This is a genomic window from Nocardia sp. NPDC046473 (assembly GCF_040645995.1).
Taxonomy (GTDB): domain Bacteria; phylum Actinomycetota; class Actinomycetes; order Mycobacteriales; family Mycobacteriaceae; genus Nocardia.
In genome coordinates this window covers 969,275-990,356 of record NZ_JBEYZJ010000002.1, presented here as the reverse complement: position 1 = coordinate 990,356, position 21,082 = coordinate 969,275, and the positions used below count along the sequence as shown (strand labels likewise).

22 protein-coding genes are annotated in these 21,082 nt (G+C 67.4%); 9 read left to right on the top strand and 13 right to left on the bottom strand.

The window, feature by feature from the left end; all coding sequences use genetic code 11:
* Positions 1 to 331: 331 nt before the first annotated feature.
* Positions 332 to 1,105 carry a polysaccharide deacetylase family protein gene (locus ABZ942_RS09985; protein WP_357380393.1) on the bottom strand — a complete coding sequence of 258 codons (774 nt, stop codon included), beginning with the start codon at positions 1,103 to 1,105 and terminating at the stop codon, positions 332 to 334.
* Between the two features lie 146 nt (positions 1,106 to 1,251).
* A complete protein-coding gene (locus ABZ942_RS09980; RefSeq protein WP_357380322.1) occupies positions 1,252 to 1,953 on the bottom strand; it encodes an SDR family oxidoreductase in 702 nt (233 codons plus the stop codon).
* A gap of 196 nt (positions 1,954 to 2,149) precedes the next feature.
* On the opposite strand from ABZ942_RS09980, the gene ABZ942_RS09975 reads away from it, so the two are divergent.
* Positions 2,150 to 3,487: a glycogen debranching protein gene (locus ABZ942_RS09975; RefSeq protein WP_357380321.1), complete on the top strand. Its 1,338-nt coding sequence runs from the start codon at positions 2,150 to 2,152 to the stop codon at positions 3,485 to 3,487.
* Positions 3,488 to 3,579: 92 nt separating this feature from the next.
* The gene (locus tag ABZ942_RS09970) at positions 3,580 to 4,314 is read left to right on the top strand and encodes a glycoside hydrolase family 25 protein (RefSeq protein WP_357380320.1); all 735 of its coding nucleotides are present in this window, start codon (positions 3,580 to 3,582) and stop codon (positions 4,312 to 4,314) included.
* A 64-nt stretch (positions 4,315 to 4,378) separates the two neighbouring features.
* Here the strand turns inward: ABZ942_RS09970 and ABZ942_RS09965 are convergent, their stop codons facing one another.
* Positions 4,379 to 5,179, bottom strand: coding sequence for a hypothetical protein (locus ABZ942_RS09965; protein ID WP_357380319.1), 801 nt, complete (start codon positions 5,177 to 5,179; stop codon positions 4,379 to 4,381).
* A 78-nt stretch (positions 5,180 to 5,257) separates the two neighbouring features.
* Positions 5,258 to 5,782: a lipoprotein LpqH gene (locus ABZ942_RS09960; RefSeq protein ID WP_357380318.1), complete on the bottom strand. Its 525-nt coding sequence runs from the start codon at positions 5,780 to 5,782 to the stop codon at positions 5,258 to 5,260.
* A gap of 144 nt (positions 5,783 to 5,926) precedes the next feature.
* Here ABZ942_RS09960 and ABZ942_RS09955 point away from each other — a divergent pair, with 144 nt between their 5' ends.
* From ABZ942_RS09955 to ABZ942_RS09940, 4 genes are read left to right on the top strand one after another with little or no spacing between them, the layout of a single operon-like run.
* Positions 5,927 to 7,279 (top strand): hypothetical protein, encoded by a 1,353-nt coding sequence (locus ABZ942_RS09955; RefSeq protein ID WP_357380392.1) that lies wholly within the window; start codon positions 5,927 to 5,929, stop codon positions 7,277 to 7,279.
* Positions 7,279 to 8,298: a hypothetical protein gene (locus ABZ942_RS09950; protein ID WP_357380317.1), complete on the top strand. Its 1,020-nt coding sequence runs from the start codon at positions 7,279 to 7,281 to the stop codon at positions 8,296 to 8,298. Before ABZ942_RS09955 ends, ABZ942_RS09950 begins: the two co-directional genes overlap by 1 nt.
* Position 8,299: 1 nt before the next feature.
* Entirely contained in the window at positions 8,300 to 9,808 is a 1,509-nt protein-coding gene (locus ABZ942_RS09945) for a tetratricopeptide repeat protein (RefSeq protein WP_357380316.1), read from the top strand.
* Positions 9,805 to 11,067, top strand: a complete 1,263-nt coding sequence (locus ABZ942_RS09940; protein ID WP_357380315.1) for a CHAT domain-containing protein — start codon at positions 9,805 to 9,807, stop codon at positions 11,065 to 11,067. The genes ABZ942_RS09945 and ABZ942_RS09940 overlap by 4 nt, the downstream gene beginning before the upstream one ends.
* Before the next feature lies 1 nt (position 11,068).
* Here the strand turns inward: ABZ942_RS09940 and ABZ942_RS09935 are convergent, their stop codons facing one another.
* From ABZ942_RS09935 to ABZ942_RS09905, 7 genes are all read right to left on the bottom strand, one after another.
* Entirely contained in the window at positions 11,069 to 11,356 is a 288-nt protein-coding gene (locus tag ABZ942_RS09935) for a type II toxin-antitoxin system Phd/YefM family antitoxin (RefSeq protein ID WP_150400283.1), read from the bottom strand.
* A gap of 40 nt (positions 11,357 to 11,396) precedes the next feature.
* On the bottom strand, positions 11,397 to 11,801 hold the full coding sequence (locus ABZ942_RS09930; protein ID WP_357380314.1) for a nitroreductase family deazaflavin-dependent oxidoreductase: 405 nt from the start codon (positions 11,799 to 11,801) through the stop codon (positions 11,397 to 11,399).
* 75 nt (positions 11,802 to 11,876) lie between these two features.
* Complete coding sequence (locus ABZ942_RS09925) at positions 11,877 to 12,716, bottom strand: alpha/beta hydrolase (protein WP_357380313.1); 840 nt, start codon at positions 12,714 to 12,716, stop codon at positions 11,877 to 11,879.
* 161 nt (positions 12,717 to 12,877) lie between these two features.
* Positions 12,878 to 13,174 carry a hypothetical protein gene (locus ABZ942_RS09920; RefSeq protein WP_357380312.1) on the bottom strand — a complete coding sequence of 99 codons (297 nt, stop codon included), beginning with the start codon at positions 13,172 to 13,174 and terminating at the stop codon, positions 12,878 to 12,880.
* A gap of 90 nt (positions 13,175 to 13,264) precedes the next feature.
* Complete coding sequence (locus ABZ942_RS09915; protein ID WP_357380391.1) at positions 13,265 to 13,990, bottom strand: amino acid ABC transporter ATP-binding protein; 726 nt, start codon at positions 13,988 to 13,990, stop codon at positions 13,265 to 13,267.
* 83 nt (positions 13,991 to 14,073) lie between these two features.
* Positions 14,074 to 15,870, bottom strand: a complete 1,797-nt coding sequence (locus ABZ942_RS09910; RefSeq protein ID WP_357380311.1) for an ABC transporter substrate-binding protein/permease — start codon at positions 15,868 to 15,870, stop codon at positions 14,074 to 14,076.
* 224 nt (positions 15,871 to 16,094) lie between these two features.
* The gene (locus tag ABZ942_RS09905; RefSeq protein WP_357380310.1) at positions 16,095 to 16,889 is read right to left on the bottom strand and encodes an LLM class F420-dependent oxidoreductase; all 795 of its coding nucleotides are present in this window, start codon (positions 16,887 to 16,889) and stop codon (positions 16,095 to 16,097) included.
* Positions 16,890 to 17,190: 301 nt separating this feature from the next.
* On the opposite strand from ABZ942_RS09905, the gene ugpC reads away from it, so the two are divergent.
* The gene (ugpC, locus tag ABZ942_RS09900) at positions 17,191 to 18,276 is read left to right on the top strand and encodes a sn-glycerol-3-phosphate ABC transporter ATP-binding protein UgpC (protein WP_357380309.1); all 1,086 of its coding nucleotides are present in this window, start codon (positions 17,191 to 17,193) and stop codon (positions 18,274 to 18,276) included.
* 66 nt (positions 18,277 to 18,342) lie between these two features.
* Here ugpC and ABZ942_RS09895 read toward each other — a convergent pair whose 3' ends face one another.
* The gene (locus ABZ942_RS09895; RefSeq protein WP_357380308.1) at positions 18,343 to 18,612 is read right to left on the bottom strand and encodes a hypothetical protein; all 270 of its coding nucleotides are present in this window, start codon (positions 18,610 to 18,612) and stop codon (positions 18,343 to 18,345) included.
* Positions 18,613 to 18,936: 324 nt separating this feature from the next.
* On the opposite strand from ABZ942_RS09895, the gene ABZ942_RS09890 reads away from it, so the two are divergent.
* A complete protein-coding gene (locus ABZ942_RS09890; protein WP_357380307.1) occupies positions 18,937 to 19,212 on the top strand; it encodes a hypothetical protein in 276 nt (91 codons plus the stop codon).
* Positions 19,213 to 19,290: 78 nt separating this feature from the next.
* On the opposite strand, the gene ABZ942_RS09885 is transcribed toward ABZ942_RS09890, so the two are convergent.
* Positions 19,291 to 19,800 (bottom strand): helix-turn-helix domain-containing protein, encoded by a 510-nt coding sequence (locus ABZ942_RS09885; RefSeq protein WP_357380306.1) that lies wholly within the window; start codon positions 19,798 to 19,800, stop codon positions 19,291 to 19,293.
* A gap of 111 nt (positions 19,801 to 19,911) precedes the next feature.
* Between ABZ942_RS09885 and ABZ942_RS09880 the strand changes: the two genes are divergently transcribed.
* Positions 19,912 to 21,081, top strand: a complete 1,170-nt coding sequence (locus ABZ942_RS09880; RefSeq protein WP_357380305.1) for a thiolase family protein — start codon at positions 19,912 to 19,914, stop codon at positions 21,079 to 21,081.
* Position 21,082 lies beyond the last annotated feature (1 nt).

The following is a 21,082-nucleotide window of genomic DNA, read 5'->3' as shown; positions in this document are numbered from 1 at the left end:
CCCTCAACTGGGCCAACCCCGCCGAAGCACTCGACCAACTACTCTCGAACCCGACCAATCCACCCGGTGTTGCAATAACCGCCTGAATCCGCCTCAGTGCAGGTCCCTAGTGAGAGTGCGGATTCTGTTGCCTGCGTGGGGAGTTGGAAGCTGCGCACCGTTTACGTGAGTCGCACACGCGATATATGCGGGGTGTACGGGTTAGGCAATGGGTGGGGGTCGGGGTGGGTGCTGGTTGGGCTGTGACGCGGGGGGTGAGAGCGCGGGAGGGGGATGGTTGCTGGCCGGGATCGATTGGTGGCCAGATGGGGTGTCTCGACTGATTGTTGGGTTAGTGCGGGGGTAGTAGGACGTCGTTGAGGGTGACCATTGAGAGGTTGCGCTCCTTGATGATGTCCACCAGTTGGCCGTAGCAGTGGGTGACGGCGGGGGCGTTGGCGTGGCCGATGATGATGGTTTGCGGGTGGAAGTACTTGCGGGCGCACTCGATCAGGTAGTCCTCGGTGATTACGCCGGAGTCCGATAGCGAGCCGTACCACATGGTCGGCACGGTGTAGCCGAGGTCGGCGGCGACCTTGTCGACGGTGGCGTTGTGCCTGCCGAACGGCGGGCGGTAGTACGGGGTGCCGTCTACGCCGAAGTTGTTCTGCAAGTAGGTCTTCGCTCGTTGCAGCTGATCGGCGACCGCGCCGGCGGACAGCTTGGTCAGGTCGGGGTGGTCCCAGGTGTGGTTGCCGAGCTGGATCTGGCCGGAATCGACCAAGGGACGCAACGCGTCTCGGTGAATCGCCCACGAGTCGTAGTAGGCGGTCACGAAGAAGGTGAACCGGGCGCCGGTGTCCTTGGCGAACTTGATGTACGCGCCGACCACCTCGGCGCTGGCCCCGTCGTCGACGGTCAGCGCCATGCTGGTGCCTGGCCCGGGCAACGCGGTGATGGTGCTGGCGGGAATCGGTGTCTTCGGTCCGCCGGGCGGCGGCGGTAGCAGCGGCGGTTTCGGCGGCGCGAAGGGTCCGTCGCCGGCCGACCCGCTGTTGATCGGATCACCCTCCGCGACCGCGCACCCGGCCACGATGGCGGCAGTACCTGCGGCAAGCATCAACATCCGACGTCTATCCACTGCTTTGAACCCTTGCTCTGGTCGAACGAGTCGTCACCCACACCCGGCGCGACGACGCACAAACAGCCACAGGCTACCGATCGAATCTGTCCACAGCCTGAACCGTTGATCACGCCGGAACGACGCGTCGGCTAGCTCGACGCTGGTCGCAGCACGATCTCGGTCGGATGCCCGTCCCGCGGCGTCTCAATGGCGTTGCGCACCACACCCGCGACTGTCTCCGCGCGCAGGAACTGCTCGGGCCGGTACTCGCGGCCCTCCATCGCGATGATCTCGCGCTGCATGTCGGTGTCGATGCGGCCGGGATGAATCGAGGTCACCCGCAGCGTCGGCTCCTCGAGCCGGAGCGCGTCGGCGAAGGCGCGCAGCCCGAACTTGCTCGCGGCGTAGGAGGCCCAGCCCGCGTTCGCGCGCAGCCCGGCCCCCGAATTGATCAGCAGCACATGCCCGTCCGCCGCGCGCAGCGCGGGCAGCAGCAGCCTGGTCAGCTCGACGACCGCGATCAGGTTGGCCTCCAACGTGTTTCGCCACTGCTCGACCGTCGATTCGGCGATCGAGGCCAGGTCCTGGATACCCGCGTTGTGCACCAGCACGTCCAGCCGCCGGATCGGCTCGGCCGCCGCGGCCACCGCCGGATAGTCGGTCAGCTCGACCGGCCACCCGGTCGCCGCGGGCAGCTCGTTGCGGATGTCGCGCAGCGCGTCGGCGGATCGGGCGCCGAGCAGCAGGTCGTGCGTCGGCGCGAGCTCACGGGCGATGGCGGCGCCGAGGCCACGGCTCGCGCCGGTGATCAGCGCGGTCGGCTTCGGGGAGCTGGTCACGGCAGTGGTCATGCGCCCCACCGTAATAGCCCGCGAAAGCAGAGCGATGCACGCATACATCTATGCGAAAATCTCGAGCAGCGAATTACGGACGGGGCATTCGAGAGTGAACAGCGCCGAGCACGAGCCACCCACCGGCAGGTGGGACGCGGCCGAGTCGGACACCGCCGAGCGGGCGTACTTGCCGGTGGCATCGCAGAATAGGGGGATGGCACACCCGGGTTTCACTCCGACACAGCTCGCGGCCCGCGCCGCCTACCTGCTGCGTGGCAACGACCTGGGCACGATGACCAGCGCCGCGCCCCGGCTGTATCCGCACATGTGGAGCTGGGACGCCGCGTTCGTCGCGGTCGGGCTCGCCCCGCTGAGCGTGGAACGCGCGGTGATCGAGCTGGACACACTGCTGTCCGCGCAGTGGAAGAACGGCATGATCCCGCACATCGTCTTCGCCAACGGCGTCGACGGCTACTTTCCCGGCCCGGCCCGCTGGGAGTGCCGCAAGCTGGCCGCCAACGCGCCGGACGGCCCGGACACCTCGGGGATCACCCAGCCGCCGGTGCACGCCATCGCGGTGCAGCGCATTCTCGATCACTCCCGGCGGCACGGCCGCAGCACCCGCGCGGTCGCCGAGGAATTCCTGAACCGCCGCTGGCCGGACCTGGTGCGCTGGCACCGCTGGCTGGCGCACGCGCGCGATCCCAAGGAGACCGGGCGGATCACGCTGTATCACGGCTGGGAATCCGGCATGGACAACTCGCCGCGCTGGGACCGCGCCTACGAGAACGTGATCCCGGGCGACCTGCCGCCGTATCACCGCGAGGACGTGCGGGTGGTCGCCGATCCGACGCAGCGGCCGAGCGACCGCGAGTACGACCGCTACCTGTGGCTGGTCGAGCAGATGCGCCGGGCGGGCTACGACGACTATCAGCTGTCCTCGACGATGAGTTTCGCCGTCGAGGACGTGTTCGTCACCGGGATCTTCGCACTGGCCTGTGAGGTGCTGGCGAATATCGGTGAGGAGTACAAGCAGCCGCACGCCGACGTCCGCGAGCTGTACGGGTGGGCCGATCGCTTCCGGGCCGGCGTTGTCGCGACGGCTGATGCCCGGACCGGCGCGGCCAGAGACTTCGACGTGCGGTTGCAGCGCTGGATCGGCACCGAGACGCTGGCGATGTTCGCGCCGCTGCTGTGCGGCGGGCTGCCGCGCGACGCCGAACGCAGCCTGCTGCGCACGTTCGAGGGGCCGCGCTTCTGCGGGCATCCGGATCTGCGCTACGCGCTGCCGCCGTCGACCTCGCCGGTGTCGCGGGACTTCCGGTCCCGCGAGTACTGGCGCGGCCCGGTGTGGCCGGTGATGAGCTGGCTGTTCTCCTGGGTGTTCGCCCGGCGCGGCTGGGCTGAGCGCTCGTTCATGCTGCGGGCCGAGGGCCTGCGGCAGGCCAGCGACGGCAGTTTCGCCGAGTACTACGAGCCGTTCACCGGGGAGCCGCTGGGCAGCATGCAGCAGTCGTGGACGGCGGCCTCGGTGCTCGATTGGCTCGGCTGAGGGCGGCTCAACCGACGGTCAGGTAAACATTGCGCAACTGCACCTTGTGCAACATTGGTCACTTTAAGATCAAATAGCTATCGTCGAACACCATGGACACCTCGCGTTGGAGCTCGACCATCCGTCGCCGCGGCACGGCGCTGTCACTGATCGCCCTATCGGGCATCCTCACGGTTACCTTGTCCGCACGCGCTGAGGCCACGCCGACGGGCCCGGACGTCTCGTCCTGGCAGCACATCGACGGCCGACTGATCGACTGGTTCGCGGTGCGGCGCTCCGGTCACGCGTTCGCCATGGTCAAGGCCACCGAGGGCGTGAGCTACATCAACCCGTACTTCGTCGCGGACAGCCTGCTGATGCGCGCGGCCGGCGTCGCCCGCGGGACGTACCACTACGCCAGGCCGAACCTGGCGCCGGAACCGCAGGCCGCGATGTACGCCGCGGTGGTGCTCGGCCAGAACGGCGCGCTGGATCTGCCGCCGGTGCTCGACCTGGAGACCACCGGCGGGCTGCCGCCCGCCGCACTGATCGACTGGACGCACCGGTATCTGAACGCGGTACAGGCGCTGACCGGACGGACTCCGGTGGTCTACACCTATCCGAACTTCTGGCGCACGGCCATGGCCGACACCAACGAGTTCACCAGGTACCCACTGTGGATCGCCGACTACCGGGGCAACGACGCACCCGAGGTGCCGGGCGGCTGGCCGACCTGGACCTTCTGGCAGACCACCGACAGCGGCGGCATCGACGGCATCGCGGGCAACACCGATCTGAACGTATACAGCGGCGCCCAAGGCGATTTCGCGCGCTTCGCCAATATGTAGTGCCGTGCACAGGCGAATGCCGCGTTGTTCGAGAATCTCGAAGCAACGCGGCATTCGTTGGCGGCTAAGCATTAACCGCGAGTGCGATGACGACCTCTTGCTCGTGCTCGGGCAGATAGTGCACTCGCAGGATGCGGCCGACCTGCACCTGCCCGACGCGGCTCGGGGCAAGGAACTTCGCCACCCGGGTGCTGAAGGTCGAGCCGTCCGGCCGGGTGACAACCAGGCCGAGTTCGATCTTGGAGTGGCCGTCGCGGATCTCGCCGAGGACCGAAAGCGACTGCACCACAGCCTGGGTGGCGATGCCGCGCTCGGCGATGTCGAGCTTGTGCCTGGTCGTGACGCCCTTGCGGATCATCGACTCGTTCATGGCCCGCTGCGCGATGGTGGTGTCGCCGGACCTGTCGACCTCGACCTTGTCGGTCCGGTCCGGCAGGTAGCGCACCGGCAGCACCACACCGGGCTGCAGCAGCGCCAGTTCGGTAAGCGGCACAATCATTTTCGCGGCGGCGGTGAAATTCTTGCCGTCGACGCCCTCCACACTGAATTCGATGCGTACCTGCGGTTGGTCGTTGACGCTCAACCCGGTTTGCCGGAACGACTTGATGGTGCCGAGACCGACCAGGGCGTCACGGAATTCGGCGCTGTTGCGGCCGGTGAAAGCCGCGACAATACCTTCGCCGGTGAACGCGAAAACAATAGGGACAAGGGTGATCGCGGTGATCGGCAATGCCATCTGCCAACCGACCCACGCCATTTCGGCGGGCTCGAATTCGTTGGGGCTGACGTAGGTGAAGCCGTGGAAGAGGTAGTAGCCGATGGCCAGTGCGGCGAGTGCGGCGGTGATCCAGCGGAGGGATTTCATGATGTTCCTCGATGATTCGAAAGTGGTCGCCCACGTTGTCGGCCCGCTCGAGCGAAACTCGAGCGGGCCGCGGACGATTCAGCCGCCGACGACGGTCGAGCAGGCGAAGGTGACGTCGAACTTGGACGTCTTCGGGCCGGCCAGCGGGTTGCTCAGATCCGCGCTGACGCCCTCGCCGGTGACCTTGTAGGTGTTGCCGTCCTTGGTGAGCGTGGCCGAGCCACCGGGCATCCCATTGCCGAAGCCGACCGCGTACGGCTGGCCCGCGTCGCCGCCCTTGCTGCCCGCGATGCCGACCGCCTGCACGGTGTCGGCGCCGGTGATGGTGGCGCTGACCGACAGGTTGCCGTAGGCGGAGTTGGCGGCGTCGGTCAGCGCGAGCGCCAGGGTGCCGCCCTGCTTGGCGCAGGTGGTGGTGAACTTCGCGTCGAACGCCTTGCCGTCGACCGACGCGGTCGACTTGCCCGACGGGGCCGCGTTCGTCTGCGGGGCGGCCGAGGACTTGGGCGGGGTGCTGCTCGCGTTGTCGCTGCAACCGGTGACGAAGAAGGCGGCCGCGGCGGCGGAGGCGACGAGGGCTGCGGTGACGGACTTGGTGTTCATGGTTTCTCCTGTGTTCGTGCGGCCCGGGTGTCTGGGCCGATACGAGAAACCTAGGAACGGTTCGCGTCCTACCGATCCCAGGTTTTCGCCGGGCCGAATCGGACAAAAGTCCGTTAACCTGGTCGAATGCGACGACCGCGCGCCATGGTGCTCGACGAGGTGTGGCGCAAGCTCGACGGCGTCGAACCGCTCAGCGGTCCGCACGGCGGGCCGTTGCGCCGCACAGTGAAGCTGATCCTCGATCCGCTGGTGATCCGGCCGGTGCAGCATCCGGCCTGCGCCGGGCCGATCGTGACGGCCGACGGCGCGGTGCTGCTGGCCGCGCGGGTGCACGCGGCGGCGGATGTGCTGCGCGCGACGGCGGCCTGGTTCACGGTGCTCAAGCAGGTGCGGCGGGCGTTGCGGATCACCGAGGGACATCCACAGGATCTGTATTTCCAACGGTGTTTCGAGCTCGCGACGACGTCAGGCATGCCGGATCCGTTGCGGAACAGGGCCATAGCCGAGGCGACACTGCGCGACGTACACGAATATGCGGCGGGCCGTACCACCCAGGCGTTGAAGGAGTATGTCGCCGAACGGACTCCGGAGCTCGCGAGTCTGGTCGAGGTCGCGTGGCGACGGCGGCCGTTGACCGGTCCGGCGGGCGGTGACCACACCGGCGCGGTCGCCGAACTGCTCGACGCCTGTGCCGCGGCCCGGCTGGCGCAGAGGGAAGACAACGGTCAGGCGGCGCTGGATGGACTGGTCGGCGCGCATGCGGGGACACATGTCGGAATCCGACTCTGGCGGGCCGAATCCGGTTACTCCGCAGATAAACTGGGACTCACGGTGCATCCCGTGCCACAGCCGCCCGCCGTCGGTGCGTCGGCCTCGAAGGCAACGCTGGGGCTGCCGTTCGATCGAACTGTGTACGAGCGGGTGTTCACGGCGCTGCAGGCTGCCAGCGAACGCGCTGAGCTGCCGCCGATTCCGGAGCTGGTGACCACCGAGATCGCCCGAAGTTGTTCGCCGTGGGCACTTTTGGACGAGACGCTCCGGGTGACGGCGACGGCGGGCGTCGCCCTTGCGCACGGGCTGGCGCCGATCGGGTCCGCTCGGCGTCAACGTTCAGAAGTCGGTGTGGCACGCTTGCCTGCGGTTGATGCGGGGGAGACCACCGCGCACCGAGTTATCAACAGCCGCTGGCAACGTGAGGCCTACGTGTTGCAGGCCAGACGGCTGGTGGTGCGTGCCGACACCGAGTCACCGCCGACCGGGCCGCTCGCCGCGATCGCGACCGAGTTGTCCACACCGTGGCGGCCGTACCTGCGGCGGCTGTGGGTTCGCCTGCACGGGCGCGATGTTCGGGAGTTCGCGGTGCACGACCCGGATGAACTGTGGGATCTGCTCGACGGTGTGGCGCGCTCGGTCATCCTCGATCACCGGACGCGAGTCAAACAGGCATTGAATGCGAGTGCGGCCGAATCGGATTCGACGGAATCGAGGGCGAGCTGATGAACGGCACGGTGCGGCTGCGGCGGGCCGCCGACGGGCTCTTGGTCATCGCGCCCGACGGTGCGCCGACCGTCCTCGACGGTGCGCCGGAGATAGATGTGCTGGTACTCGAGGCGGCCGGCGGGCACCTGACGTGGAGTCTGCTCGACGGATCGGCACTTCCGGCCGCGGTGATCGATGATGTGAAGCTGGCCCAGGATTGGCTCTGGGCAGTCTTCGGCGAAGAGGTCGCGCTGGCGGTCGACGCGGGCGACACCGGCGAACTGACCGCCGCGCCGGGCTTGCCGGAGCTCGTCACGAGCGCGCGGCAGCTCGGGTACGCGCACTGGGCGGCGCGGTGGTGGCCCGCGTCGATCATCGATGGCATTGCGCCACTGGACGAGCGGCTGCTGCTGGACGACATCGCGACGCTGTCCGAGGCGTGCGAGATGATCGTCGACGGCGCGGATGAGCCGTTCGAGGTGGCCGAATCGCCCACCGACCGAGTACCCGAGCCGCGCGGCCGCGCGGCGGGCTACGCGCTCGCGGCGGGACCGGCGGCTGCGCCACCGCCTGGCGCCTTGGTGCTGGCCAGAGGCGCCGGCGGCTGGGATTGGCGCCGGTGCCCACCCCGGCTGCTCGACGCCTCGGAGCAGTCGGTGTCCTGGGAAGTGGTGCGCCAGGACGGAAGTACCAAGGTCTCAGTGCGCGCGGTTGCCGCGCCGCAGAGCCACTTTCCCTCGTACCTGCATCCGCATGCGCTGGTCCGCACGAGCGCCGGAACCGCCGACGCGGCGCTGACCTTGGCCGGTGACATGTGGACCACCGAGGTGCCCGCACCCGAGGGCGCGGAATCCGCTGTGACCGTGACGATCTACGTGCCGGGCGTCGGCTCGGACAGCTCGGAGCACGGCGGCCCAGCGGTGCGCCAACAGATACGCGACCTCGCCGTCCGGCGACTGCGCCGTGCGGCCGATCCGGCCGACGATGCCCCGCTGCTGGCCGAAATAGACGCTGCTGCTTCAGATTCGGACTTCTGAGATGACCGACGAAACACCCGACGACGGCCGCTCCTTGCTCGCCGCGGGCGCCGACGCCTACACCCGCGGCGACACCGCCGGAGCTCTGCGCATCTTCGAGGACGCCGCCCGCAACACCACCGGCGGCGTCCGCATCGGCGCCATCGTCAACGCAGCGAGCATGGCGGACGAACTCGGCGATCACGCCAGATCGCTCGGCCTGTACCGCGAGGCGCTCGCCGCCATGCCCGAGGACGCCCCGCGACTGCGCCCCAACGCACTGGTCAACATGTCGCAGGCGCTGCAGCACCTCGGCGAGCTCGACGCGGCCCAGGATGCGTTGGAGCAGGCACGGGAGTTGCTCGCCGACGACACCGATCAGGGCGTGCTCCGGGTGGCCTGCCTGCTGTCGTTGACCGCCGTCGCCCTGCACCGCCAGCACTGGGCGTACGCCGCCGAGCTCGCCACCGAATCCCTGGACGCGGCCTGGCGGTTCGCGCCACAGCTGGCCGGGCATCCGCTGATGAACCTGGCCGCAACGTATTTCGAGACCGGCCGCCGCGACCTCGCGGTCGACTTCGCCCAGCAGGCGCTCGCCGCGTTCGATGCGGCGGGCGACCGCAACGCCGTCGCCGAGACCCAGCAGAACCTCGCCACCATGCTGGTCCGCACCGATCGCCTCGACGAGGCCGAAGCGCCACTGCGGGCGAGCCAGCGGTACTTCGAACAGGCCGGGCTCGGCTACCGCGCCGGAATCGGGCTCAAGGCACTGGCTTTCCTCGCCGAGGGTCGCGACGATCTCGCGCAGGCGCAAGAGCTGTACCGCCGCAGCCTGGCCTACTTCGTCGAATCCGGTGCGGTGCTGGATGCCGCCGACCTGCGCATGCGCCTGTCCACGGTGGCGTTCAAGAGTGGTCGGTACGAGGAGTGCGAGGCGTTGCTCGCCGAGGCCTTCGACGCGTACGCCGAACGAGGCCTCGGATTGCACTGTGCCCAGCTCGATTACTGGCATGCGACGCTGCTGGAAGGCGCCGTCGAAGACTCGCCCGAACTACTCGCCCAAGCGGTCGACATCGCCGTCCCGGCCGCACTGGCCATCGACGCGGTGCGCTACACCCTGCCCAACGGCAACCAGCGCGACCAGTGGAACCGCCAGATCGCCGACCCCGCCATGCGATTGGCCTTCCGCTTCGCCTACCTGTCCGGCAACGGGCTGCTGCTCGCCGACCTGATCGAAACACAGTGTGCGGGAACCACCTTGAACATCGATAGATCCGAAGACCGCAGCGCGATCCGGCTGCCGCTCGAACTCCTCGATCTCCCAGCCGATCTCGCCGAACGTCCGGGCGCCACCGCGCTCCAGCTGGGCGCGGCGCTCGCCGAAGTCGCGGCCAGCGCGGGCCTGCCGGTCGCCCCACCACCACGCCTCGCACTGGCCGCCGAGGGCCGAATCGCGCTGGCTCCCTTTATCGCCGCCGCCGAACAGCGCTACGGCCGAGTGATCCGAGACAGCCGGGTACTGACCGTATGACGCAAGAACAGCCAACAGTTTTGGTGCGCATGGCGGACGCGAGCGACGTGTACATGTCCTGGCGTTGGGTCGGGGACTCCGCGCCACGGGGTGCTGCGATGCTGCCGGGCGAACCGGTACTGGAGGCCGTGCGGCGACTGTCCGACGCCCTCCCGCATCCGGCCGAACCGGGCGGGCTCGAACGCGCCATGACCACCGGGGCCTTCGCCGATCTCGACACCGAATACCTTGTCGCCCAGACGCTTTCCCGTGCGTTGTTGCCCCAAGCGCTGGCCGCCCAGCTGTACGAGCTGTACCAACGCGGCATCCGCCCGCACATCCGGCTGCAACCGTCACCGCGGGTAGCGCAGGTGCCGTGGGAGATCATCGCTCCCGGCCCGGAGGTCCGGCTGATCGACATCGCCGACGTCAGCCTGCTCGCACCGGCCAGCATCGTGCACGCGCCGGGCCGCATCGCGCGCACCTGGTCCGCGACGCACCACGCACCCGTTGTCGCCGTGCTGGATCCGCGCATTCCCGGTTTTCGTGCCGACTCGATCCTCGGCTCGGTGCTCGGCCGCATGCCCGCGAATGCCCCACTCACCCAACGGTTCGCCGAGTACGCGGCACAGGACCGCCTGCGGCCAGCGGTGCTCGACCCGACGGAGGCCTTCCGCCGGACCGATATCGACCGCACCTGGCTGAGCACAGCGCTACGCGACGGCGCGAGCCGCCTGATCTACGTCGGCCACGTCACCGCCGCGCCACCCGAATCCGGCCAGAGCGAGCACGCCGAACTCCACCTGGCCTGCACCGCGGACACACTCGGCTTCGCCATCCCCACCCGCGCCCATCGCCCATTGTCCGCCAAGGACTTTCTCCTCGGCACACACACCCTCGCCCCGGAACCCGCTGATGGCCAGGACCTTTGGCCCATTCCGAGCCGAGTCGCCTTGATCGCCTGCGAGAGCGGCGGCGACCTGCGCTTCACCGAGGCGCTCGGGCTGACCGCGGCCATGATCAACGGCGGCGCCGAGCTGGTGACGGCCAGCCGTTGGCCGTTGCCCACCGACCTCGCCTTCCACCGCATCGCGGGCGCGCCACCGGACGCCCACCCGCTGCACCAGGCCATCTGCGCCATCGACGCCGCGCACGAACAGCCGGACCCGGTCGCCGCGCTCGCCACCTGGCAACGCGAGCGCCTGCACGCCTGGCGCACCGAACGCACCATCGAGCATTCGCCGCTGCTGTGGTCGGCGTTCGCCACCCTGTGCGCCTGAGTCAGCCACGGAGCCCGCGGTCCACCGTGGGGTGCACGCCGAGCACATCGAGCATCTCCGAGATGGACATCGCCCGGAATTCGGTCGCGCCCGCGTAGCCGGGTCGCGCCGCGTCCGCCAGTTCGGCGTACAGGTGCAGGCGGTCGTAGTCGGCCATCGACATGATGACCGCCACTTCGGTGCCGTCGTCGGTGATGACGGCGTCCTCGCCGGTCGCTATTACATCGCGGACAACGGCGGTGATGTCGGCGGAGAGCTCGTGGAGATTGCGTGTGTTCGTGTTGGGCATGCACCGCATTCGGAGCGGCCTGCCCTTTTGGATCGGAGTTTCACCGTCTTGTTAGCGCAACGATCGGAATTGTCCGGTCGGTTTTGCTTTCGTGGTCGGCGAAAAACGGATAGAGCTGCTTCAACATGGTCCACATGTGGTCGCGTTCGGCGCCGGTGAGCGGGGTGGCGAGGGCGGCGTATTCGTCGTCGCCGACTTCGACGGACACCTCGGGGTTGCTCACCAGATTCTGATACCAATCCGGATGCGTCGGGGCGCCGATGTTCGAGGCGATGACCAGCAGGCGGTCGCCGTCGAGGTGGAACATCATCGGCGTGGTGTGTGGTTTGCCGGTGCGGCGGCCGGTCGTGGTGAGCAGCACGAGTCTTTCGCGGTGCATGCCCTCGATCTCGCCGCCCGCGCGGAATTGGGTGATGGTTGCGCGGTTGATTTCTTTGACGTCCATGAACTCGCCTCCGGTGCGTAGACCTTGCAGTCCACAATTCACCCCCGGCGGTGCTGTGTCAGGCGAACGACCGCGTTAGGTGCGGTGCGCGAGCAGGTGCTGCATGATCAGGCGGGTCAATTCCTCGGGCGCCTGCTCGGGGATCCAATGCGACACTTCCTCGAGCATTTCGAATCGATACGGTCCGGTCACGTGCTGCTCGGTGGCCAGGGCCGCGGTGGAGCCGATGGAGCTGTCCTCGGTGCTCCACACGTACAGCGTCGGCACCGAGACCGGACCGGTCGGCCCGGACAGGTGCATCGCCCGGTACCAATTCAGGGCCGCCGTCAGCGCCTCCGGCTGCGAAAGACGATGGACGTATTCGTCGATGCGTTCCTCCGGGATCTTCCACTCGAAGATCTTCCGAAGTCCGGCCCCCTCGTCCATGAGCAACGCCCGCTCGGCCACCCGCGGCTTGCGCAGCAGCGAAAAGTATTGCGACCGTTGCGCTTGATCCTCGTCCTCGATCATCGCCCGCAGGAACGCGGCGGGATGCGGCAGCGACACCGCGGTGAAGCTGCGGATCCGTTCCGGGAGGTCCGCCGCTGCCGCCCACCCGACATAAGCCCCCCAGTCGTGCCCGACCAGATCGAAGCGCTGCCAACCCAATTCGTCGGCGATCGCGACGAGGTCGCCGACCAATTCGTCGAGCCGATAGTCGGCGACCTGGTCCGGCCGCACACCGGGCGAATACCCCCGCTGATCAGGTGCTACCACGTGGCACCCACCACCACCGAGCGCCTGCAGCTGGAACTCCCACTCGATGGCCGCCTCCGGAAAGCCGTGCAGCAGCATGACTTCCCGTCCCCCGGCCTCCCCGCTGGACAACGCATCGAACGTCCCGGCAGCGGTGGGAATCTTGATTGCCTCGATCACGGACCTCCCCCGCCTCTCCGCGTATTCAGGCCAGACTTGTGTGCCGCAATCTTAACGTTGGCGGCTGCCGGGAGAGCCGGGGGCTGGGCTTGCCCGTCCCCGGTGAGTTACCCATGTGCTCGCGAAATCAGTTGGCGCGTTTCGCGAGCGTGGGCTCCTGCTCAGTGCTCGTCGTAATGCCCATCGTGTGCGGCGTGGCGGTGGCCGTCGTGGACGTAGTCGACGTGATCGCCGTGCTGGACGGTGTCGTGGCCGCAGTCGGGGCCGTGCTCGTGCGCGTGATCGGTGTGTTCGGTGTGGCCCTGCGGCTCGCACTCGTCGTAGTGGCCGTCGTGTTCGCGGTGCAGGTGACCGTCGTGCGCGTAATCGACGTGATCACCGTGCTCGATCACCGCATGCCCGCAACCCGGGCCGTGCGCGTGATCGTGCGCGGTGTGCTGCATATGTGCCGTTGTCATCAGATCTCCCTCTTTCCAAGCGTGGACAGATGGATATGTGAGCGCAGACACATTAACAGATGCGCATCAATGGAGTTAGCCGAGGGTGCGCTACAGCACCTGGGAAAGGAAGCGCTGCAGGCGTGCGGTCTCCGCATTGTCGAACAGCGCGTCGGGCGTGCCGGTCTCCACCACCTGCCCCTCGTCCATGAAGACGACGCTGTCGGAAACCGTGCGGGCGAAACCCATTTCGTGGGTCACCACGATCATCGACATGCCGCCCGAGGCCAGATCGGCCATCAGCGCGAGTACGCCCTTGACCAGCTCCGGGTCCAGCGCCGAGGTGGCCTCGTCGAAGAACATCACCTCCGGCTTCATCGCCAGCGCGCGGGCGATGGCGACCCGCTGCTGCTGCCCACCGGACAGGTTCGCCGGCCGCGAGTCCAGCTTGTCGGACAGCCCGACGATCTCCAGCTGCTCCGCCGCCACGGCGCGCGCCTCGTCCTTGGACAGTCCACGCAGCTTGCGCGGGCCGAGCGAGACATTGTCGGCGACACTCTTGTGCGGGAACAGGTTGAAATGCTGGAACACCATGCCGATGCGCTGACGCAGCCTGTCCGGGTCCTCGGTGAGCACCGACTTGCCGTCGAGCAGCACATCGCCCTGGTCCGGCTCGTGCAGCCGGTTGAGCACGCGCAGCAGCGTGGACTTGCCCGAGCCGGACGGGCCGATGACCGTGGTGGTCTTGCCCGCGTCGACGTGGATGTCGATGCCACGAAGGATGTGGTTGTGCCCGAGCTTCAGGTGCAAATTGGTTCCGGTAAGGGAGGCACTCAGTCCTCCACCTCGCTGGCGCTCGGTTCCGGCCTGATCGCCTCCGGGCGCTGTGTTTTCGATTCGCTCGCTGCGCTCGCTCATGTTTATCCGCGCCCTTCCGTGATCGTGGCGGCGTCGACCGGGTCGATCGGCCGATCCGGCCTGCCGGTGCGCATGCGGCGGTCGATGTAGTTCACCAGGTGGGTGAGCGGGATGGTCAACAGCAGGTAGACCAGGCCTGCGGCCACCAGCGGGGACAGGTTGCCGGTCTGCGCGTTGAGGTCGCGACCGACCGCGAACAGCTCGCGCTGGGTGGCGAGCAGGCCGAGGAAGTAGATCAGCGACGAGTCCTTGATCAGCGCGATGAACTGGTTCATCAGCGCGGGCAGCACCCGCCGGACGCCCTGCGGAATCACCACCAGCGTCATTGCCTGCCGGTAGCCGAAGCCGATGGCGCGGGCCGCTTCCAGCTGACCTGCTTCGACGGACTGGATGCCGGAACGGAAGATCTCGCCGATGTAGGCCGAGGCCAGCAATGCCAGCGCTACCGCGCCGAGCCAGTACGGGTTGCTACCGGTCACGTTGCGGACCACCGGGCCGATGCCGAGGCCGATCAACAGGATGATCACCACGGCGGGCAGGCCGCGGAAGATGTCGGTGTAGACGCGGGCGGGCCAGCGCAGCCAGCGGGTCCGGGCGATGCCCGCCACCGCGAGCAGCATGCCGAGGATGGTGCCGAGGACACCCGAAACCACCGCGAGGATCAGGGTATTCGGCAAGCCGGTCTTGAAAAGGTCGGGAAATGCCTTGCGGTACAAGGACCAGTCGAAGAACGTGTCCTTCAGTTGCTGCAGCGTGGATTTCGGCGCGACCACCGTGGTGTCGGCCGGTTTGTGTTCCGCGGCAATGGCGGCGAAGTCCGGCAGTTGCGGCAGTTGCGCCGCCTTGGAACCCGGCTTCCAGCCCGGCGGCAGTTCCCGCGGCACCCAGTCGCTGTAGAGCTTGGCGTAGGTGCCGTCCGCGATCACCGCGTCGAGGCCGCTGTTGAGCGCGTCGGTCAACGGTTGGTTGTTCTTCGACACCGCCCAGCCGACGAAGTTGTCCAGGCTGAAGGTGTTCTGCACCACCGCCGTTCCGTCACCCGGCTTGATCGCGCCCTCGGCCTGCGCCGACGGCGCCACCCAGGCGTCGACCTGGCCGGACTTGAGGTTGGCGTAGGCGGTGTTGTAGTCGGGGAACTTCACCGGATCCAGGTGCAGCGTGTTGATCACGTACTCGTCCTGCACCGTGCCCTGCACCACCGCGATCCTGGTGCCGCGGTTCAGGTCCGAAAAGCCTTTGATGCCACTGGCATTGGGGGCGACGAGGGAGAAGTAGCCGAAGTCGTAGCCGTTGGTGAAGCCGACCAGCTGCCTGCGCGCGTCGGTGGTGGTGATGCTCGACGAGCCGACGTCGAAGCGGTTGCCCGCCACCTGGGCGAGCAGCCCGGCGAACTCGGTGCCCGAGAACTCCACCTGCAGGCCGAGTTTCGTGGCGATCGCCCGCAGCAGTTCGTTGTCGAAGCCGGTGAAGGCGCCCTTGCCGTTCACGCAGATACTCGGCGGCGCGTCCGACAGCGTGCCGACGCTCAGCTTGCCCGGCGTGATCAGCCCGAGCTTCGAGGTGTCGATCGAGGACACCGGCGCGGTGCTCGCCGTCGTGTATTTGTCCGCGCCCGCGGTCTGCGCGGAGGCCAGGTTGGTCGGCGCGGCCGACGCCGCACTCACCCCCGGCGGGGAACACAGGTTGCGCTCCGAGGACGCATCATCGGAGCCGGAACCACACGCCGTGGCCGCGAGACCGACAGCAAGCAATATCACGGCGATCAACGCACGAGACCGCACAGCGGGCAGACCAGCCATGATGAGCAACCCTAGCCGCGTCCAAGTGTTAACTCGCAGCTACCCCGCCGCCGACGTTGCGTCACCTGGAATGCGACAAGTCGGACCAGCGGCGACAGAGTTCGGATCAGCGTGATCCGAATTCGGCGTCACGGGGGGCGGCCCCAGTCGGCAATCCGAGTCAGGCCGGATCCGGCATCACATTGCAGGTGCGCGCCGCCTCGCCGCGAGCCAGCAAAGCACGGCTAGGCGAGCCCGCTGACCTGCTCGGGATTCACCTCGTCGCGCCAGCGGATCGCTCGCTCGACCTCGCTCAGGTCGTAGCCCGGGCCGCTGACACCGATGGTGAACAGCGAAACACCGGCCTCGACGAGAGCCGACGCCTTCTCGATGCCCGGCCACTGCACCGAGCGCTCGATCCGCGACTCGTCGGTGCCGACGGCGGCGCAATGCTCGGCGAGCACCTTGTTCTTGCGCGCGAGCGAGTCGAGGTCGGCGAACGTGTGCCACATGTGCGCGTACTCGGCGACCAGGCGCAGCGTCTTCTTCTCGCCACCGCCGCCGATCAGAATCGGGATCTCGCGGGTCGGCTGCGGGTTCAGCTTCTTCAGGCGGGCGCTGAGCCGAGCCATGTTCTCCTTCAGCAGCGCGAGCCTGGTGCCCGGCGTGCCGAATTCGTAGCCGTATTCGTCGTAGTCCTTCTCGAACCAACCCGCGCCGAGGCCGAGGATGAGGCGGCCCTCGCTGATGTGGTCCACCGTGCGCGCCATGTCGGCGAGCAGGTCCGGGTTGCGGTAGCCGCCACCGGTGACCAGCGCGCCGATCTCCACCCGCTCGGTCTGCTCGGCGAAGGCGCCGAGCATGGTCCAGCATTCGAAGTGGGCGCCGTCGGGATCGCCGCTGAGCGGGTAGAAGTGGTCCCAGTTGAAGACGACGTCGACACCCGCGTCCTCGGCCCGCAGTACGGCGTCGCGAATCAGTCCGTACTCGGGCGCGTGCTGCGGCTGCAGTTGAACTCCGATACGAACCGCTCGGGTCATGCCTGCGCCTCGCTACCGCTCGGCTCCGGCATACCCGGAGGGGCTGTGTCCATGATTCGCTCGCTCATGCCTCGCTCCTCGTCGCTCGGATTGGTTCCCCCGATCGAGGCTACCGGCGCGGACGGTATCCGGCCGGGCCTCTCGACAAACCGATTCGCAGCCGAACGCCGTTGCGCCATCCGCACTTCGCGCGCGAACTCGAGCATTTCGAGCGTGAATCGAGCAGATCTAGTAATGTCGCCGGTCAACCCTTACTCGGATCGTCCGGCACGTTCCTGCCGGGATGGGATGTGATTTTGTCATGGCCACAGTGACCTTCGATGGCGCTACTCGCCTCTACCCTGGCTCCACCAAACCCGCTGTCGACCAGTTGAATCTGGAAATCGAAGACGGCGAATTCCTGGTTCTCGTCGGCCCGTCGGGCTGCGGTAAATCGACCTCGCTGCGCATGCTCGCCGGCCTGGAGGAGGTCAGCGACGGGCGCATCCTGATCGGCGCCAAGGATGTGACGCACGCCGAGCCCAAGGAACGCGATATCGCGATGGTGTTCCAGAACTACGCGCTCTATCCGCACATGACCGTCGCGGAGAACATGGGCTTCGCGCTGAAGCTCGCCAAGGTCGCCAAGGCGGAGACGCAGAAGCGGGTGCTCGAGGCGGCGCAGCTGCTCGACCTGGAGCCGTACCTGGATCGCAAGCCGAAGGCGTTGTCCGGCGGTCAGCGTCAGCGCGTCGCGATGGGCCGGGCGATCGTGCGCCAGCCGCACGTGTTCCTGATGGACGAGCCGCTGTCCAACCTGGACGCGAAGCTGCGCGTGCAGACCCGCACCCAGATCGCGCAGCTGCAGCGCAGGCTCGGCACCACCACCGTGTACGTCACGCACGACCAGGTCGAGGCGATGACCATGGGCGATCGCGTCGCGGTGCTCAAAGATGGTCTGCTGCAGCAGTGCGCGACGCCGCGTGACCTGTACCAGGACCCGGTCAACGTGTTCGTCGCAGGCTTCATGGGCTCGCCCGCGATGAACCTGTTCACGCTTCCGGTGTCCGACGGCTCCGTCTCGCTCGGCGGCCACGTGCTGCCGCTGCCGCGCTCGGTCATCGACGCGGCCGAGGGTTCGGTGTCGGTCGGCATCCGCCCCGAGCATTTCGAGCTCGGCAACGGTGCCGGCTCCGGCATCGAGATGGAGGTCGACGTGGTCGAGGAGCTCGGCTCCGACGCCTACATCTACGGCCGCACCACCTCCGAAGGCAACGCCATCGGCGAAACCATTGTGGCGCGGGCGGATTGGCGTAACCCGCCCGCCAAGGGCACCCGGGTCAGTCTCTCCACCGACCCGCAGCACACCTACTTCTTCTCCGCCAAGGACGGCCGCCGACTGCACTGAGCCCGCTCAGTCAGCACCAGCCACCGAGCCCGGTCCGCAACGGACCGGGCTCGGTCATTTCCGGAGTCAGCGCGCCAACCACCCGGCAAAGCACCGGGTCAGCAACGGCATGATCACCCACACCATCGCCCCCACCGCCACCGGCAGAATGCACGCCAGCCGCAACGGCGTCGGCAGCGGTTCCACCAGCGGAGCCGTCACCGTCACCAGCACGGTGAGCATCGGGTAGAGACCAATCAGCGTCAGCACCCAGAACTTCCATTTCGCCGGATGCGCATCGGCCGTCCCTACGTTCTCCGCCAACTCCCCCTGCGCAATTTCCTTCGTACCAACCACTTTCCGCTCCCAACCTCCGCGCTCGCGGTAAATCCGCCGTCACACAGAAGACGAAGCAGCCCCCACACCTGTGACATCACGAGCTGCGATGAGCTTGCCTTGCACCGCTCGACGCTAGAGCGACGCATATCCGGCGGGGCCTCAGCACCGAATACGTTGAGGACAGCAACCACGGGGAGAGCGATTTCATGGGGCGAGTAGACGTCCACTGCGCTTGAAAACGAAGAACCCCCGCGACCTAGCTGCCGCGGGGGAAACTCCATGTGTTTACGAGGGACCTTGTCCTCGTATCTGCAACCAAATGATAGCGGGGGGGATCGAGGTATGCCAAAGCACGCGACCATCGTCGCCGTCAACAAACACCTACATCCCGTTCGGCTGGCTACCTACTCCAAGCGCTGCGGAAACGATCCCTTCAAGGCACTCGAACTCTACAAATGGAATCTCCAGCTGTCCGCTGCCTTCCAGCAGGTCCTCGCCATCGCCGAAGTCGCGCTCCGCAATGCGATCGATGATCAACTGCGGACTTGGAACGCCACTCAGCCACACCACACCCAACCTGGTGTCACTGCTCGGCGCGATCAGCCCAGAGGTTCGTGACTGGTGTTCGGGGCTCAGCCGAGTTGTCGAACTTCGACGTCAATGCCCGACCAAACTCTGACCAGCAGCATGACCGTTTCAGCGCTTGGCTTTGCGGGTGCGGCGGGCGTGCAGGTAGTCGTCGTTGACGCGGATGCCTAGTTCTTCGAGGGTTAATTCGTGGCCGGAGTCGCTGCGGACTTGGACGCGGACAGGGGAGCCGGTGGCTTCTTCGACGAGGAGGAGTGGGGGTGGGCCGGGTTGGAGGTAGGTGTCGCCCCATTGCATGAGGGCCAGGACCACGGGGAGTAGGTCGCGGCCCTTGGGGGTGAGGATGTATTCGTGGCGGGTGCGTTTGCCCTGCTCCTGGTAGGGCTGCTTGGTGAGCAGGCCCGCTTCGGTGAGTTTGCGGAGTTGGGTGGCGGCCGCGGCGTCGGTGATGCCGACGCGTTGGGCGAAGCCGTCGAAGCGGGTGGTGCCGTAGTAGGCCTCGCGCAGGATGAGCACGGTCGAGCGGGTGCCGACGAGCTCGATCGCCTTGGCGATCGAGCAATCCGTGGTCTGCCACGAGCTCAGATCGGCCAACGGTCCTTCCATCACTGCTGCCATGACCAACATCATACCCCGGCTGACTTGTCTCGACTATCGTCAGGTGTAACCTGACTATGTGTTGATAGAGCCAGGCAAGGCCGCCCGGTTCTCGGTCCGAAAGGAAGCACGATGAGAGACGCGGTAATTGTCGAAGCGGTACGCACCCCGATCGGCAAGGGCAAGCCGAACGGCGCGCTGCATGACGTGAACGCGGTGGATCTGCTCGCACACAGCCTGCGCGAAGTGGTCGATCGCAGCGGCATCGATCCGGTGCTGATCGACGACGTGATCGGCGGCATCGTCACCCAGGTCGGCGAGCAGGGCGCCAATATGACCCGGCGCGCGGCGCTGGCCGCCGGGTATCCCGAATCCGTCCCCGCGACCACGGTGGATCGGCAGTGCGGCAGTAGCCAGCAGGCGATCCACTTCGCCGCCCAGGGCGTGATCTCCGGGGCCTACGACATCGTCGTGGCCGCCGGTGTCGAATCGATGGGGCGGATCCCCATGGGCGCCAACCTGATCGGGTCCGAGGATGTCTCCGGCGTCGGCTTCGCCGCCCGCTATCCGGAAGGCCTGGTGCCGCAAGGGATCAGCGCCGAACTGATCGCCGCCAAGTGGGGCCTGACCCGCACCCAGCTCGACGAGTTCGCGCTCGGCAGCCACGAAAAGGCCGCGCTGGCAACGAAGAACGGCCTGTTCGCCAACGAGCTCGCGCCGATCAACGGACTGAGCACCGACGAGGGTATCCGGGTGGGCAGCACCCTCGACTCTCTCGCCAAGCTGCGCCCCGCCTTCTACGACGAGGCGATGTCCGCCCGGTTCCCGCAGATCGGCTGGGAGGTCACCGCCGCGACCGCGAGCCAGGTCAGCGACGGTAGCGCCGCGGTGCTGATCATGACGAGCGAACGCGCGAAGGAACTCGGGCTGAAGCCACTGGCCCGGCTGCACAGCTTCGCCGTCGTCGGCGACGACCCGCTGCTGATGCTCACCGCGGTGATCCCGGCGACCCGAAAGGTGTTGCAGCGCGCGGGACTCCAGATCTCCGACATCGATCTGTTCGAGGTGAACGAGGCCTTCTCGCCGGTCGTGCTCGCCTGGGCCCAGGAGACCGGTGCGGACCTGGCCAAGGTGAACGTCAACGGCGGCGCCATCGCCATCGGCCACCCGCTCGGCGCCTCCGGCTCCCGCCTGGCCACCACCCTTGTGCACGCCATGCAGGACCGCGGCGCCCGCTACGGCCTGCAAACCATGTGTGAGGCAGGCGGTTTGTCGAACGCCATGATTCTCGAACGCCTCTGAC